Genomic DNA, 13052 nt, shown 5'->3' on the forward strand with positions numbered 1-13052 from the left:
GGTTTAACCCTTTACGTCCAAGTCTTCTTCTATTTGAGGTGATATTTTCTGCCGTTTGCGTTTGGATCCGTGTTGTCGCTTGTTGAAAGCAACAAGACTGGTCCTTGGTAGCCGATGTAATCTTTGATGAGAGCAAATCGTCCCGCACCATTCGCTTCGATTTCAGGTGGAGTGCTGTTAGCTGGACCTAGCAGCTTGTCATCTTCGTACAGATGAGCCGTTCTAAGATCGCCATCGACGTACTTGACGGGGATTAGGTACGCGTGCCCGCGATAGAGACGAAAGGTGCCACGGAGAAGGCCTTGGTCAATTCTGCTGGGGGGAATCGCATAGAGGAATGTGCTCGAAGCGATGGCGAATAGCGTTGAGCCGATCACGACAAGCGAGGTGTTCGAAAAATTTAAGGGCACTTCACTGACTTTGCGGAGTTGGAACGTTGCCCTTGCCAAAGCTGGAATCCGTCCGTCATCCCAGCCTCTCGACCTTTACGAAAGCCAGCGCGATAGGCTACTAGCCAGCAGAGGACGAGGAGCACGGTTACGCCGGCCGCTAGTGCAATTGAGTGCATGAGGGGCAAAATTGAGGTTGCATCAGATAAAATCAGCAACCTACATAACCGGTCAGAAAAGAATATGGAACCCCTGAGTGGGCAGGGGTGAAAAAATCTTTCTAGTCATTTCAGCTAATGCTGCCGAGTGTTGCAGGTCAGTGACCGTCGGGCTCTTCTTTGCTTCAGGGGCGACCGACCGGCCATTTCGGCTGGAGCTCCGGCTCCAGCTCGGTGCAGCCGATTTCGTTACAGCTCAGCGTGACATAGCCGCCGACGGCCGAACTACTGTCTGACCGGCGCTCGCCAGTTTGCTTATTTATTTCGCCCTGTTGATAGATCTTCACGATATGCGGCTCACGCACCACACTGACCAGGCCCCAGCTATCAGTTTTGCCGTCCTTCGATTCAACGGTCACGCTGGCGCGCCCCGGCGACAATCCAGTGAAGGCGACGGTATGGTCAGACAAAGGCATGACCTTGACGAGAAGATCATCATCGAGACGAACCGACTTGATCGGTCGCTTGAAATAGATCTTGGTGGTCTCGCCGAATTTAACGATGATGTTTCCGTTTTCCGGAGCCGGTATCGCTGCCTGGGTGATTACGTCGCCGCTTGTCGTAGGGCCGGTACGCTCCCGCGGTGGAGGCCCATTCTTCTGCTGAGTCTCAGGCTCCGCGGCCAGGGCCGGGACAGACAGCAGAACGCAAACAGCCAGAATCGGCGCTGATCCAACAATCTTCATGAAAAATCCCTCGAAATAATGCCCCAGAATGCCACAAAAGAGGGCCGGGCGCTAGGCAGCTACCGTGACCGGAAAACCACGGTCAGGAGGAATCTCAGCTTCACCATCCCCAATTGCGCCAGATCAGGCCGGCGCCGTAGGCAATGGCAATCAACCCGACTCCGGAGATCATGGTGCCAGCCATCATCTTCAATACCATGAGATCGTGTTGGGTCATGCCCACCTCTGGCTTAGGACGAAAAGTAAGTGGAGCGAGGACCAGGGATCGAACCTGGCCGCCAAGCCGTCCCGTGTCCGGGGACACCTCGGCCGGAACCGATCGGACGTGGCGCATCACCAGACGCCTCGCAATGTTGGATCAGAGAAAAGCAAGAATCTTGGCACGCACTCCACAGAACGGTGACCACTATTGGGCGTCCACAGAGCCGTCGTTTTCTTGCTGAGAAGCTAATCACAGGCTTTCTCCTCCAACTGCCGATGTTATTTGCGCCACCTTCGGCTGGGCTATAGTCGCTGTTTAGAAATCGAATATCCAAGCTAGGACCGGCAGCGTCGCTCCACCAACAATCACGGCCGAGTAGCAGATCAAATCGATGTAGCCTTGTAGGTCCATGGCGGTGCCTGTTTAGGATTGCGGAGGAGCGGGCAGTGGCATCCAATGGGTCGGATCCTTGATCGCGCTCGGTTTGTTGTCGAGGCCGGTCCACGCCACGCGCCACTCACATGCGACGGTATCCCAGAAAGCCGTCGCCATAAACTTGATCGTTTTCATCGGGACGTAAACTAGCACGGCGCTGTTGTCCCTTGGTGCGGTCTCGATCGGCTGCCATTCCATCAAATCTCTCCCTGCTCAAGAGTGCGTATAAGTTTGGTCCCGGTCGGGATTTCGCAGTCCCTGTTCGGCTTTCCTGGCCCGTAGGCTTAAGCTCTGCATCTAGCACCGGGATAGTCTCAGGTGTGGTGACTAGCAATTCGCTCGGAAGCTTCCTTGAACTCGCGCAAGGCTTGGTCATCAAGAGTGATAACAAGTTCAGTCTCCGGGGGATCGCGCAAAGCCAAGATCACTCAGGGCTCACACTCTCCGTTGTAGTAGTCGCCGGCGCGACGGTAGAGCGCCGTATGCTCCGATCCCCCGAAGCTTGATGTAACTCTGAGGGCCAGCCGGCTCCCATACAGTGAGCCCTTCGCGGTGCATCCGCGATCCCTCATATCCCCGGCCGTCGATGCACTTACCTTTATTCAGGGGCGCTCTGGGTGCTGGTAAACTCATCCGCATCAAAATCCATTCTGATCTTCGTATTCCTCGGGATCGTACTTGTGATTTTCGATTAGCCAATTTTCCATGCGCAGACGCTCGGCATCGGATAGCTCGGCCAATTTGTCGCCCTCTGCGATCTTCGCTTCCAGTTCGGCCTTTTCTTCGTACCAATGAGCCGATCGAAAGCCCATCTCCACAGCCTCAAGCGCGGTTAGGCGCCCGTGGAAGCGATCGTATTCATCTGACCTGGGCCAAGAGTCGCCAACCGAAACCTCGCACGGGTCGCCTCCGCAAGCGCCGTTCATTGGCGAATAGGTCGTATCGGACCCAGGCTTATAGGTGTATTCAACAGTGACGTGGGTACCGTCGTCTTTGACAAAATCTTGGTAATAGGTGCGGGTCATGCTGCCACCAGTGTGTTGAGGAGGGCTTCGGTCAGGGGCTTCCAGCCGCCGCAGAACCAGACCTTGACCGTGGTCTTTCCGAACGCGGTGACCGGGGTGAACGTGTCGATCTTGCCGGACTTGTAGAGCGGTCCGAGGAGGGCGACGGCTTCGGCTTGGTTCTTAAAGGTCTTGGCGGTCATGTCGATCTCCCTTGCTGATGTTTCGTATGTACGATATATTCGGGTTGTCGTCAATATCGTATATACGAAAAAAGAGCCATGGGACGAAAAAAACTTTGGGCCGAACGGATCACTCTTCCTCTCTCGACGGAGGCTTTGGAGCAGATCGATGCTGCACTGCACGACGGGGAGGCGCGAGTTGACCTGATCCGTGAGGCGATCGAGCGCGAGCTGCGCCGGCGCCAGCGGAAGGGGTAATCGCTCCGCACTTGGAGCAAGTAGATGCCCAACCATTTTCTCCGATTTCAATGATCTTGCCGTCACGGTCGTGATCGCAGTCGATCATCTTCGGCGCTCAAAATCGATATCGTGGATGTCAGCCAACCCAAAGAACAGTCGGATGCGTTCGCTCCACGTTAGCCAATGCAATTGGCCGTCCGAGCAATAGAGGAGCGGGCCATCAACGTGTTTCCAGTTGATCGATGGCTGAGCGCTGAGCGGCGTTCCAACGCCATTGCGATCGTAGACATATCCAGCGCGCCGGAGACTCGCGTCATTCGTGATGTGCATCGCTCTTCTCGTCCATGTCGTCGGTTTCGGTGTCATCGGCGAACAAATCATCGGGTAGGTCGTGGTGGACCTCCTCGTAGCAAACGTCCAATAGGGCCAAATATCCGCGCTCTCTAGGTGCTCGAATCATCGGCAATCCTCCTGATGTTTGGAAGAGCAGCCATCGAGGAGAGGCAAATGCTGTCCCGAGCGGTAGACGAAAATCGCGGCGACTATCAGGATCGCGATTACGGGTGGGGCGATAGCTTTCAGCATCTAGGTTTCACTCCTCGGTCACGAACGGCCACAGTAGACCCCAAGGCCAAAGGCGACGAAAACCACCAAGGCAATGGGCAGAATAAATTCATGACTCATCTCACGCCCTCGGCGTTCGTTTGCTGATCGTCAAGCACCTTGCCCATTTCAGTACAAAACGGATGTTTGAACTCGCACCCGCAGCACCATTTGGCCGGCCGCTCGCATTCCTCGATCTGATCAAACGTTGACCATCGTCCCTGGTAATGGCGGAATCGGTGCCACCGCTTTTCAGCCATCTCGGTGCTCCCTACTGAATATCGCGGTGGTCTTCGATCTTGATCGTCAGATTGACGGGCGCCCACTTCAGCCAGCGACCTGCCAAGGCGGCGCCAGCCATGAACGAGGCGCTGACGCAGCCCGCCCGAAAAACAAAGGCCAGCGAGCCATAGGAGCGCTTTAACCGGGTCTTCCATTCTTCACTCCTTCGTCAGTTCGGCCGGGGCGGGGGATCTCCGCGCGGCTTCAGCGCGCCGAACAGCAATCTCGGCTACGGCGTCCCAAATGATTGCTCGGAACTCGGCCGGCCATTCCTTGATGGTTCGCTCAAGCGGGCCTAGGCCATTCTCCGCCATCGTCACGACCCGATCGGCGATCGACAGGGCCTTCTGTGCGTGACTTGTCATCACTGGCCCTCCGAGAGTGCGGCCCGGTGCTCGAGGCGCTTGCGCTGGACCGCGGCGACCTTGCCGGCGGCGTTGCGCGAATATCGGCCGGTCATGGCAATGTCCGAATGCGTGGCAGCCTGACGGATGTGCTCCATCTCGGCGCCAGCGTCGGAGGCTTCGGTGATGCCGCCGCTGCGCGAATCCATCGATCGGATGTTCTTGGGGATGCCGGCGGCATTGGCAATCTGGCGCCACTTCCGGCGGAACTCGGAGGCGAGCCACGGGGCGCCGGTGCCTTCGTTGATGACGATGGGCGCGTCGCCGTGGCGGAAGTCCTGCCAGTATCGCAACTCCTCCAAAACCATGGGGCTGAGCTTCAGGTCAACCTCGAGCTTCTTCAGACGTTTGCTGGTCGTGTGGCGCAGGACCATGTCCTCGCCAATCTCAGACCACCGCAGGCCGCGCAGCCACTTCTGCCCGCGCCAGACGACGTTGGATTCGCCGGGTTCGGCGAAAGGCACGTACTCGCCAATCACATCCTTCTGCCGCAGGATCAGTTCGAACTGGATGGCCTGAGCAAGGGCGATTGAATGCGAGCCCCACTCATGCGCCTTCCTTCGGATTGCGATGACATGCTCAGCCGTCAACCAGACTTCCCGGGGCGGCGATTGCGGGAACCGGAGATCCTTTAGCAGGGCCTTGACCCTGATGCACTCCATGCGGGGCTGTCCGTGCGGCAGGAGCAGCGCGCCGTGGGTCATGATGGTGCGCAGCTTGCCAATGAAGGACGATCCGGTGGCGATTTTCCCGCCCTCGGTCCACGCCCGGTGCCAGGCCTTCAGATCGCGGGTGTCGATGCTTGAGAGATCGCGGTCGCCATGGTCGGCGATCAGGCGCCGGAGCAGGCTCTCGTGGTTCTGACGGACGTGCCAGCGCAGGCCGTGCCACGTCGATTCCGGTTCGGTTTTATAGTCTTCGATAAGCTGGCTAAGCGTCAGCCCGCAGAGAGCATTAGAAGTGCCTATGTTCATTGCCTTCCCCGTTTTTGCGAGGACCGAATGCATTCCGGATCAATGACTTAACGGTAAGAGGCAGTTAAGGAAAACAAGCCGTGAAGGTGAATGCTCGAATTTGCGCGTGTCTATTAAGGCACAGCGCCATATCCGTAACCGTCCGTACCGGCGGCTTAAGATGTCATTAACCATGCGCGTTCTTAACTCGGCATGCGCGGGGCAAATCATGTCCGTGCGGGGCCAGAGAGAACGGAACATGGGCACCATCGTTGAGTTTCCGGCGGATGCGGCTGCACGGCGGCCGGGCATGGCCGGTGCTGCCGGCGAAGGCATGGGGACCGTACTGATCCTTCCCGTCGTCCGGATCGAGCGAACGACGGAGGAGACCGGCGGTGGTCGCGGACCGGAGCAGGGCACTGCGCAGGGCCGCCGTCGCCGACGCCGCTCCTGATCGCGGACATCGGGCAATGCCGGAGCTTGTGCAGCGGACCGTCGCGCGGCGGTCACTCCCGGCGCTGATCCTGCTGCTGGCAGGCTCGGCGCTCGCCGGCTGCAGCGGCGGCGATTTCGGCCGCACCCGCGCCGATTTCCGCAACGACGATATGCATCGCTGGATCGGTGCCGAGGCGACCGGCAGCATCGGCAAGAACGCTTCGCAATTCCAGCTCACCGAACACGAACGTCAGCTGCGCGACCTCGCCTATCAGTTCATCGAGCCGCCGCTGTCGCGTCCGGCATGGAAGAGCGTATTCGGCGACTACCAGCCGCTGCCATCGCCGTGGCGGCAGAGGGTCGTGTTCGATCGCACCGCCTATGGCCGCAATTTGATCGATGAGCCGCATCGCTCGTTCGCCTCGCGCTATTCGCTGCTGATCGACGAGGTGCGCGACGACATCACCCGCTTCGAGCCGTTCTTCGCCACCGCGATCCAGGTGATCGAGCTCGATCGCAAGCGCAATGCCAGCCTCCACATGATCGCCGACGTGTCGCCGCGCGAGCGGGCCGATGCGGTGGCGCGGATGGAAGAGAACACGCTGATCGTGCAATGGGTCCAGCAGGCCCTGGAGCGGCGGATCTCGTCCTATCGCTGGGCGCTGGAGCGACTGGTGATCCAGGCGCCCGACGGCATGGCCGCCGACGCCGAACGCCAGATCAACGAACTCGCCCGGCTCACCGCCAATGCGCCGCTCATCTCCGCGCCGGTGACGGGCCAGGCCGTGGTGACGAAGGGCTAGTCTAGGCACGCTTCGTTTTCTTCGCCGTCGATTTGACCCGGCGACTGTTGGCTTGCCGTGGCAAGCTCGCAATGAATGCCTTCAGCGCATCGGAGGGCGGGTGGGCCGAGGGGTAGGCGAGGCCGACCTGGCGCGTCACGTCGATATCGATCGCGCGCATTGCGACATCAGGATTGCCGCGCGCCACGCCCTCGGGGACGATGGCGATGCCGACTCCGGCTGCCACCAGCGCCATCGCCCACTCCTCGGATTCCGCGATCGCCACCGGCTTTCGCGGCGGTGACGTGCGCTTGAAGAATTCCTGCTGCTCGCAATGGCAGCGATCGATCATCGGAACGCCGGCGAAGTCGGTGGTCCGCAGCGTCTCCTTCAGCGTCAGGGGATGCGAGGGCGGCAGAGCCGCGACATAGCGCTCGCTCCACAGCAGGATGAAGTGCTCGCCGGCGCCGACCATGGTCTTGGCGACGATCCGCGCGTCGGCCTTCTCGCTGGCGCCGACCAGCCGGAGCGCAAGATCGGTATTGCCGGTCAACGGCTTCAGCAACGCGATGGTCCGGGCCTGATCGAGCGTCCGCAACAGGCCGAGCGTCAGCGCCTGCCGCGTCGCGGGCTTGCGGAAGAGATTTCGCGCCGCGTCCGCCTCGTCGATGATCCTGCGGGCGATGCCGTGAAACTGCGCGGCTGAGGCGGTCGGGGCCATGCCCTTCTTGTGCCGGATGAACAGCGTGGTGCCGAGCTCGGCCTCGAGATTGGTGATCGCCGCCGAGATCGACGGCTGCGAGATGAAGCAGCGCTTCGCCGCGGCGGTCAGGTTGCGCTCGCGGTAGACTGCGGCGAAGTAGCGGAGTTCGCGGATATCCATAGGCACATCCTATCACATCGATAGAAATACAATATTTTACCTATGGAAATGCGAGTGGCAAGTCTGCGCCTGTTACAGCGGAGGACTTGTCATGCGCATCCACCATCTCAACACCGGCACGATGTGCCCGATCGGAAAGCGGCTCGTGAACGGCAGCGGCAGCATCTTCCAACGGGCGCGGATGGTCTGTCATTGCCTGCTGGTCGAGAGCAATGACGGCCTCGTGCTGGTCGACACCGGGATCGGGCTCGACGACATCGGCGACCCGCCGCGGCTCGGACGCAAATGGGTGCGGCAGACGACGCCGCGGCTCGATCCGGCCGAGACGGCGGTGCGGCAGGTCAAGGCGCTCGGCTTCTCGCCGGGCGATGTGCGCCATGTGCTGCTGACGCATCTCGATCGCGATCACGCCGGCGGCGTGCCGGACTTTCCGAAGGCCAGGGTGCACGTCCATCGCAAGGAGTACGACATGGCGGTGACGCATCAGGTCACGCCGCCGCAGGGGCGCTACATCACGGCGCAGTGGCAGCACGGGCCGGACTGGACGTTCTATGGTGCCGGCGGCGAGGACTGGTTCGGCTTCAAGAGCGTGCGCGCGCTCGGCGACCGCGAGCCGGACATTCTGATGATCCCGTTGCCGGGCCACACGCTCGGCCATTGCGGGATCGCGGTGCGCGACAAGGACAGGTGGCTGCTGCACGCCGGCGACGCCTATTTCCACCACGCGCAGCTCGACGCCAGGCCGCGGATCCCGCTGGTGCTCGGCATGTTCCAGCGCCGGGCGGACATGGATCGCGCGATGCGCATCCAGAACCAGGAGCGGCTGCGGCAATTGAAGGCGGCGCATGGCGCTGATGTGACGATCGTCAACAGCCACGATCCCGTCGACTACGAGACCTGCCGCTGCGGCCGGCACGCGCTCGCCGCGAGCTAGCGCTTGCGTGCCGCAGGCGGCGGGGCCGGCACAGGCAGCGGCGGCGGCGCCTCCTGCTTGGCCGCGACCGGCTCGGTCTGCACCTTGCAGGAGGAGGCGGCGAGCGAGGCCTGCGCCTGCGGCATCAAGCCGGGCTCCGGCGCCAGCGCCTTCAGGAGGATCAGGCCGGTTGAGGTCGGCGAGTCGATGATCAGCCGGTCGGCAGCGGTGATTTCCTCGTCCTCCGGCAGCTCGTTGTGCTGCGCTTCCGTCATCAGGTCGAGCTCGATCACCTTCTTGCCGGCCGAGCGGTCGTTGATCGCGTAATAGGCGACCTCGTTGCGGGTGTAGAACGACACCGACGTATAGGCCTGGCTGACCGGCACGGTGAGCTTGAGCGGCCCGGTCGAGAGATCGTAGCGGCAGATCGCCACCGCGAAGGCCGGATCCATCAGCGGCATCGGCGAATGGCTCGGGTCGGCCAGCGGCAGCTGCGTCACCTCGTTGAGCTTGGTCATCGGCGTTAGCCGCGAATAGGCGTCCTGCGAGGCGATGCGCGGCAGCGCCAGCACGCTGACGAGATGCACCACGCCGCCGAGCAGCACGCCTGCGAGGATGGTGAGCAGCACGCGGATCATGGGCAGCCCGTCGTTGTGATCGACGGCATCGGCGCGTCGCGCTGGGTGCGGGTCGCGACCCCGACCGGCGTGTCGTAGAGCCGCAGCATCAGCGCGTAGCGCTCGATGCCGCCGGTCGGCAGCCAGTTGCCGGCGCGCGAGCGCGAGGCGATGTGGATCTCGAACGTGCCGTCGGAGGCGCGCATGATCTCCTGGCTGGTGAAGCCGTAGCGCTGCAGCGTGTTGGCGACCAGGTGCCCCTTGCGGTCGAACAGCGTCAGCGTCCAGAACCGCGCCGCCGGCGTCACGCCGCTGACCACGATGTCGCAGCGGCCGTCGAGCGGCTTGTTTTTGTCGTCTGTGGTCGCCGAGAACGCGATGCCGTCGCCGGTGCCGATCGGCAACTCGCCGCTGCGCGCGATGGTGGCGCGCGAGTAGGGATCGACATCGGAGGTGCCGCTCTTCGGCCGCGCGGTCCAGGCACCGATCTTCAGCGTGCCGAGATCGGTGCCGCGGGTCGCCGTCGCGTAGGTCAGGCCGAGGCCGACGGCGGTGGCGATGACGAGTGCCAGCAAAGTGGTGAGGAGGAGCCGCACGTCAGTTCTTGCGTGGCGGTGCCGGTGTCGCGCCGTCCGGCCCGGCCGCGGCAACGTAGTTTTCGGGGAACGCCAGCGCGCTCGAGGACTCGGCCTTGCCGGTCTTCGAGGACTCGTTCAGCGTGGTCTTGCCGGTGGTCTTCTCAGCCGTCCTGGCCGCGTCGTCGAGCATCTTCTCGACCCGCACCAGGATATCCGCGCCGCGCTTGGTCAAGACCGGCGGCGGACCCGGCTTGGTTTCCAATACGCGCGGCGCCGCGTTGGCCTGGGCATTGGTCTGCGCCGGCTGCGGCGGCAGCTTCTGGCCCATGCCGACGCCGACGAGCTCCTTGACCTCCACGCCCTGATGCGCCGCGACCATGATGTCGTGCCAGGTCTGCGCCGGCAGCGAGCCGCCGGTCATGCGGTTGGTCGGCGAATAGTCGTCATTGCCGTACCAGACCGCGCAGGTGAAGTTGCCGGTGTAGCCGACGAACCAGGCGTCGCGATAGGCGTTGGTGGTGCCGGTCTTGCCGGCGGTCGGAATGCCGTCGAGCGCGGCGCGGCGCGCGGTGCCTTCGCTGACCACGTGGCTCATCATGCCCGCCATATCGGCGGCGATGTTCGGCGGAATCGCTTGCCGCGGTTTCGGGCCGTCGCGGTCCCAGCGCCAGACCAGGTCGCCGGCGCCGGTGCGCACCTCGAGCACCGAATGCGGCGTCACTGCCTTGCCGCGGTTCGGGAAGGTCGCATAGGCGACCGCGTGCTCCAGCACCGTGACTTCGTCGGAGCCGATCGGCAGCGATGGCGTATCGGGCAGCGGCGCCTTGAGGCCGAAGCGCCGCGCGACTTCGACGATCTTGGCGCGGCCCGCCTTCGGCCCTTCCTTGCCGCCCATCATGATCGAGAGCTTGACCGGCACCACGTTGATCGAGCGGGTGATCGCCTGCGTCAGCGTGACCTGACCCGAATAGGAATGGCCATAGTTTTGCGGGCACCAGTTGCCGATGCAGACCGGGCCGTCGACGATCTTCGAGTTCGGCGTGAAGCCGTTCAGCAGCGCCGTGGTGTAGACATAGGGTTTGAACGACGAGCCCGGCTGGCGATAGGCGTCGGTGGCGCGGTTGAACTGGCTCGCACCGTAGTCGCGGCCGCCGACCATGGCGCGGATGCCGCCGTCGAGATCGGACACCACGGTCGCGGCCTGCGTCGCGTGATAGTCGCGCCCGAACTGTCGCAGCTGGTTCTCGATCGCTTCCTCGGCCGCCTTCTGCACGTTCATGTCGATCGCGGTGCGGACCACGAAGACGCGCTCGGTGTAGGATTTCGGGAAGGTGTCGACCAGCTTGCGCATCTCGTCGAAGGCGTAGTCGAGATAGTAGTTCGGCGAGTTCTCGTCGCGCCGGTCGACCGCGACCGCCGGATTGCGGCGGGCGCCGAACACCTGGCCCTCGGTCATGAAGCCGGCATCGACGAGGTTGTCGAGCACGACATTGGCGCGGGCGCGGGCCGCGGGCAGGTTGATGTGCGGGGCGTATTTGGTCGGCGCCTTGAACAGGCCGGCGAGCATCGCGGCCTCCGCGAGATTCACGTCGCGCACCGACTTGTTGAAATAGAAATGCGCCGCGCCGTCGACGCCGAAGGTGCCGCCGCCCATATAGGCGCGGTCGAGATAGAGCTTCAGGATCTCGTTCTTGGTGAGCCGCGTCTCCAGCCAGATCGCGAGGAAGGCTTCCTTCACCTTGCGCTCGATGGTGCGCTCGTTGTTCAGGAACAGGTTCTTGGCGAGCTGCTGGGTGATCGACGAACCGCCCTGGCGGACGCCGCCGGCCTGCGCGTTGGTGACCAGCGCGCGGGCAAGGCCCGGCACGTCGATGCCGAAATGGTCGTAGAAGCGGCGGTCCTCGGTCGCGAGCGTCGCCTTGATCAGATTGTCCGGAAAATCTTCCAGCGGGATCGAGTCATTATGCTTGATGCCGCGGCTGCCGATCGGGTTGCCGTAGCGGTCGAGGAAGGTCACCGCGAGGTCGGACTTCTTCAGCCAATCCTCGTCGGCGGTCTCGCGGAAGGCGGGGATCGCGAGCGTCAGCATCAGGATCATGCCGCCGAGCCCGAGGGTTGCGGCCTCCGACAGCGGCTCGATGAACACCCAGCGCTTCCAGCGGCCGACATAGAAGCGGTCCATGAAGGTGGAATAGCGCTCGTAGAGCTCGCGCAGGCCCTTGCCCGACGAGAACAGCGTCGAGTCGATACGCGCATCGAGGTCCAGGAAGAAGTTCCGGACCCTCTGTTTCCAATGCGACGGCATGATCTGAAAGGACCGGACCCTTGATCAGTTCGACTGCGCTGCGGGCGCCCAAACCGGGCACAGGGCAGCGTCTTGCTTCGATGTTGCGGCAATCCCAAGGCGCTTTTGCGTCGATGGGGACTCGTTCGTTGTTCTATCCGAGCGGCTGCCATAAACCAATGGCGCGGCTTGTGAATTTAATGGGAGCCCTAACGCTGCCCACCGGCTTTTTCGACCCCGCAATACCACCCCCTTGCGCAAGCGTTGCCGGCATCCCAAGAAGAGTTGCACCGCCATTTCAGGGATATCATGACCGCATCGCCCAAGCGCCCGTCGGGCCAGGAGGGATTCTTCTGGAAAACCAAGACGTTGGAAGAGATGTCCAACGCCGAATGGGAGAGCCTGTGTGACGGCTGCGCACGGTGCTGCCTGGAGAAGCTCGAGGACGAGGACACCGGCAAGATCTATTTCACCCATATCTCCTGCAAGCTGCTCGATTCCGGCCTCTGCACCTGCAAGGACTACCCGAACCGTTCCGACCAGGTTCCGGATTGCGTCCGTCTGACACCCGAAAACGTCCGGACGCTGAACTGGCTGCCGCCGAGCTGCGGCTACCGGCTGGTGGCCGAGGGGCGGGACCTCTATTGGTGGCATCCCCTGATCTCGGGCGATCCCAACACCGTCCATGAAGCCGGCGTCTCGGTGCGCGGGCGGGTGGAGGGCACCGAGCTCGATGTCAACGACGCCGATCTCGAGGATCATATCGTGCGATGGCCGGCGCTGCTGCCGAAACGGGCACAATTGAAGAAGCGGCCGAAAACGCTGGGCAAGACGACCAAAGCGTGACGTCGTCGCCGCGTCCGCGATCACGTCACCGCGAGAACATCGCGGCGGGATGCACCCATGCGCTGGGGTGCCTGCCTCAGCATTCAATTGCTGCATAAATTGCGAAGCAGAGAATG

At 62.4% G+C, this 13052-nt stretch carries 17 protein-coding genes; 5 read left to right on the forward strand and 12 right to left on the reverse strand.

Going from position 1 to position 13052, the window contains the following annotated elements:
* Positions 1-29: 29 nt before the first annotated feature.
* The 5 genes from ACVMIH_RS00320 to ACVMIH_RS00340 all read right to left on the reverse strand — a co-directional run bounded on the left by ACVMIH_RS00320 (position 30) and on the right by ACVMIH_RS00340 (position 3137).
* The gene (locus ACVMIH_RS00320) at positions 30-449 is read right to left on the reverse strand and encodes a hypothetical protein (protein WP_456860307.1); all 420 of its coding nucleotides are present in this window, start codon (positions 447-449) and stop codon (positions 30-32) included.
* 283 nt (positions 450-732) lie between these two features.
* Entirely contained in the window at positions 733-1293 is a 561-nt protein-coding gene (locus tag ACVMIH_RS00325) for a hypothetical protein (RefSeq protein WP_456860309.1), read from the reverse strand.
* Positions 1294-1918: 625 nt separating this feature from the next.
* Positions 1919-2128 carry a DUF551 domain-containing protein gene (locus ACVMIH_RS00330; protein WP_456860311.1) on the reverse strand — a complete coding sequence of 70 codons (210 nt, stop codon included), beginning with the start codon at positions 2126-2128 and terminating at the stop codon, positions 1919-1921.
* Between the two features lie 440 nt (positions 2129-2568).
* Positions 2569-2955: a hypothetical protein gene (locus ACVMIH_RS00335; RefSeq protein ID WP_456860313.1), complete on the reverse strand. Its 387-nt coding sequence runs from the start codon at positions 2953-2955 to the stop codon at positions 2569-2571.
* The gene (locus ACVMIH_RS00340) at positions 2952-3137 is read right to left on the reverse strand and encodes a hypothetical protein (protein WP_456860315.1); all 186 of its coding nucleotides are present in this window, start codon (positions 3135-3137) and stop codon (positions 2952-2954) included. The genes ACVMIH_RS00335 and ACVMIH_RS00340 overlap by 4 nt, the downstream gene beginning before the upstream one ends.
* A 78-nt stretch (positions 3138-3215) precedes the next feature.
* Between ACVMIH_RS00340 and ACVMIH_RS00345 the strand changes: the two genes are divergently transcribed.
* On the forward strand, positions 3216-3374 hold the full coding sequence (locus ACVMIH_RS00345; protein WP_456860317.1) for a hypothetical protein: 159 nt from the start codon (positions 3216-3218) through the stop codon (positions 3372-3374).
* A 662-nt stretch (positions 3375-4036) separates the two neighbouring features.
* Here ACVMIH_RS00345 and ACVMIH_RS00350 read toward each other — a convergent pair.
* From ACVMIH_RS00350 to ACVMIH_RS00360, 3 genes are read right to left on the reverse strand one after another with little or no spacing between them, the layout of a single operon-like run.
* Entirely contained in the window at positions 4037-4396 is a 360-nt protein-coding gene (locus ACVMIH_RS00350; RefSeq protein ID WP_456860319.1) for a hypothetical protein, read from the reverse strand.
* A 3-nt stretch (positions 4397-4399) separates the two neighbouring features.
* Positions 4400-4606, reverse strand: coding sequence for a hypothetical protein (locus tag ACVMIH_RS00355; protein ID WP_456860320.1), 207 nt, complete (start codon positions 4604-4606; stop codon positions 4400-4402).
* Complete coding sequence (locus tag ACVMIH_RS00360) at positions 4606-5619, reverse strand: hypothetical protein (protein WP_456860321.1); 1014 nt, start codon at positions 5617-5619, stop codon at positions 4606-4608. The genes ACVMIH_RS00355 and ACVMIH_RS00360 overlap by 1 nt, the downstream gene beginning before the upstream one ends.
* 238 nt (positions 5620-5857) lie before the next feature.
* On the opposite strand from ACVMIH_RS00360, the gene ACVMIH_RS00365 reads away from it, so the two are divergent.
* Positions 5858-6052 (forward strand): hypothetical protein, encoded by a 195-nt coding sequence (locus tag ACVMIH_RS00365; RefSeq protein ID WP_026192521.1) that lies wholly within the window; start codon positions 5858-5860, stop codon positions 6050-6052.
* A 16-nt stretch (positions 6053-6068) separates the two neighbouring features.
* Positions 6069-6836: a hypothetical protein gene (locus ACVMIH_RS00370; protein ID WP_038379546.1), complete on the forward strand. Its 768-nt coding sequence runs from the start codon at positions 6069-6071 to the stop codon at positions 6834-6836.
* A gap of 1 nt (position 6837) precedes the next feature.
* On the opposite strand, the gene ACVMIH_RS00375 is transcribed toward ACVMIH_RS00370, so the two are convergent.
* The gene (locus ACVMIH_RS00375; RefSeq protein ID WP_057020195.1) at positions 6838-7698 is read right to left on the reverse strand and encodes a LysR family transcriptional regulator; all 861 of its coding nucleotides are present in this window, start codon (positions 7696-7698) and stop codon (positions 6838-6840) included.
* A 91-nt stretch (positions 7699-7789) separates the two neighbouring features.
* On the opposite strand from ACVMIH_RS00375, the gene ACVMIH_RS00380 reads away from it, so the two are divergent.
* Entirely contained in the window at positions 7790-8632 is an 843-nt protein-coding gene (locus tag ACVMIH_RS00380; protein WP_456860323.1) for an MBL fold metallo-hydrolase, read from the forward strand.
* Here ACVMIH_RS00380 and ACVMIH_RS00385 read toward each other — a convergent pair.
* Genes ACVMIH_RS00385 through ACVMIH_RS00395 form a run of 3 tightly spaced genes read right to left on the reverse strand, consistent with a single transcriptional unit; the run spans position 8629 to position 12111 of the window.
* Positions 8629-9249 (reverse strand): DUF1254 domain-containing protein, encoded by a 621-nt coding sequence (locus ACVMIH_RS00385; protein ID WP_057020197.1) that lies wholly within the window; start codon positions 9247-9249, stop codon positions 8629-8631. The genes ACVMIH_RS00380 and ACVMIH_RS00385 overlap by 4 nt on opposite strands.
* Positions 9246-9824 (reverse strand): DUF1214 domain-containing protein, encoded by a 579-nt coding sequence (locus tag ACVMIH_RS00390; RefSeq protein ID WP_057020198.1) that lies wholly within the window; start codon positions 9822-9824, stop codon positions 9246-9248. The genes ACVMIH_RS00385 and ACVMIH_RS00390 overlap by 4 nt, the downstream gene beginning before the upstream one ends.
* 1 nt (position 9825) lies before the next feature.
* Complete coding sequence (locus ACVMIH_RS00395; RefSeq protein WP_456784353.1) at positions 9826-12111, reverse strand: transglycosylase domain-containing protein; 2286 nt, start codon at positions 12109-12111, stop codon at positions 9826-9828.
* Positions 12112-12399: 288 nt separating this feature from the next.
* On the opposite strand from ACVMIH_RS00395, the gene ACVMIH_RS00400 reads away from it, so the two are divergent.
* Positions 12400-12936, forward strand: a complete 537-nt coding sequence (locus ACVMIH_RS00400) for a YcgN family cysteine cluster protein (RefSeq protein WP_076833185.1) — start codon at positions 12400-12402, stop codon at positions 12934-12936.
* Positions 12937-13052 lie beyond the last annotated feature (116 nt).

It is taken from the genome of Bradyrhizobium sp. USDA 4503, from assembly GCF_054055815.1.

Excerpts from the sequence above, each read along its gene's own strand:
- ACVMIH_RS00340 (WP_456860315.1), bottom strand. The coding sequence starts at position 3,137 with ATGACCGCCAAGACCTTTAAGAACCAAGCCGAAGCCGTCGCCCTCCTC.
- ACVMIH_RS00380 (WP_456860323.1), top strand. The coding sequence starts at position 7,790 with ATGCGCATCCACCATCTCAACACCGGCACGATGTGCCCGATCGGAAAG.
- ACVMIH_RS00350 (WP_456860319.1), bottom strand. The coding sequence starts at position 4,396 with ATGGAAGACCCGGTTAAAGCGCTCCTATGGCTCGCTGGCCTTTGTTTT.
- ACVMIH_RS00345 (WP_456860317.1), top strand. The coding sequence starts at position 3,216 with ATGGGACGAAAAAAACTTTGGGCCGAACGGATCACTCTTCCTCTCTCG.
- ACVMIH_RS00365 (WP_026192521.1), top strand. The coding sequence starts at position 5,858 with ATGGGCACCATCGTTGAGTTTCCGGCGGATGCGGCTGCACGGCGGCCG.
- ACVMIH_RS00355 (WP_456860320.1), bottom strand. The coding sequence starts at position 4,606 with ATGACAAGTCACGCACAGAAGGCCCTGTCGATCGCCGATCGGGTCGTG.
- ACVMIH_RS00400 (WP_076833185.1), top strand. The coding sequence starts at position 12,400 with ATGACCGCATCGCCCAAGCGCCCGTCGGGCCAGGAGGGATTCTTCTGG.
- ACVMIH_RS00330 (WP_456860311.1), bottom strand. The coding sequence starts at position 2,128 with ATGGAATGGCAGCCGATCGAGACCGCACCAAGGGACAACAGCGCCGTG.
- ACVMIH_RS00335 (WP_456860313.1), bottom strand. The coding sequence starts at position 2,955 with ATGACCCGCACCTATTACCAAGATTTTGTCAAAGACGACGGTACCCAC.
- ACVMIH_RS00375 (WP_057020195.1), bottom strand. The coding sequence starts at position 7,698 with ATGGATATCCGCGAACTCCGCTACTTCGCCGCAGTCTACCGCGAGCGC.
- ACVMIH_RS00325 (WP_456860309.1), bottom strand. The coding sequence starts at position 1,293 with ATGAAGATTGTTGGATCAGCGCCGATTCTGGCTGTTTGCGTTCTGCTG.
- ACVMIH_RS00395 (WP_456784353.1), bottom strand. The coding sequence starts at position 12,111 with ATGCCGTCGCATTGGAAACAGAGGGTCCGGAACTTCTTCCTGGACCTC.
- ACVMIH_RS00360 (WP_456860321.1), bottom strand. The coding sequence starts at position 5,619 with ATGAACATAGGCACTTCTAATGCTCTCTGCGGGCTGACGCTTAGCCAG.
- ACVMIH_RS00385 (WP_057020197.1), bottom strand. The coding sequence starts at position 9,249 with ATGATCCGCGTGCTGCTCACCATCCTCGCAGGCGTGCTGCTCGGCGGC.
- ACVMIH_RS00370 (WP_038379546.1), top strand. The coding sequence starts at position 6,069 with ATGCCGGAGCTTGTGCAGCGGACCGTCGCGCGGCGGTCACTCCCGGCG.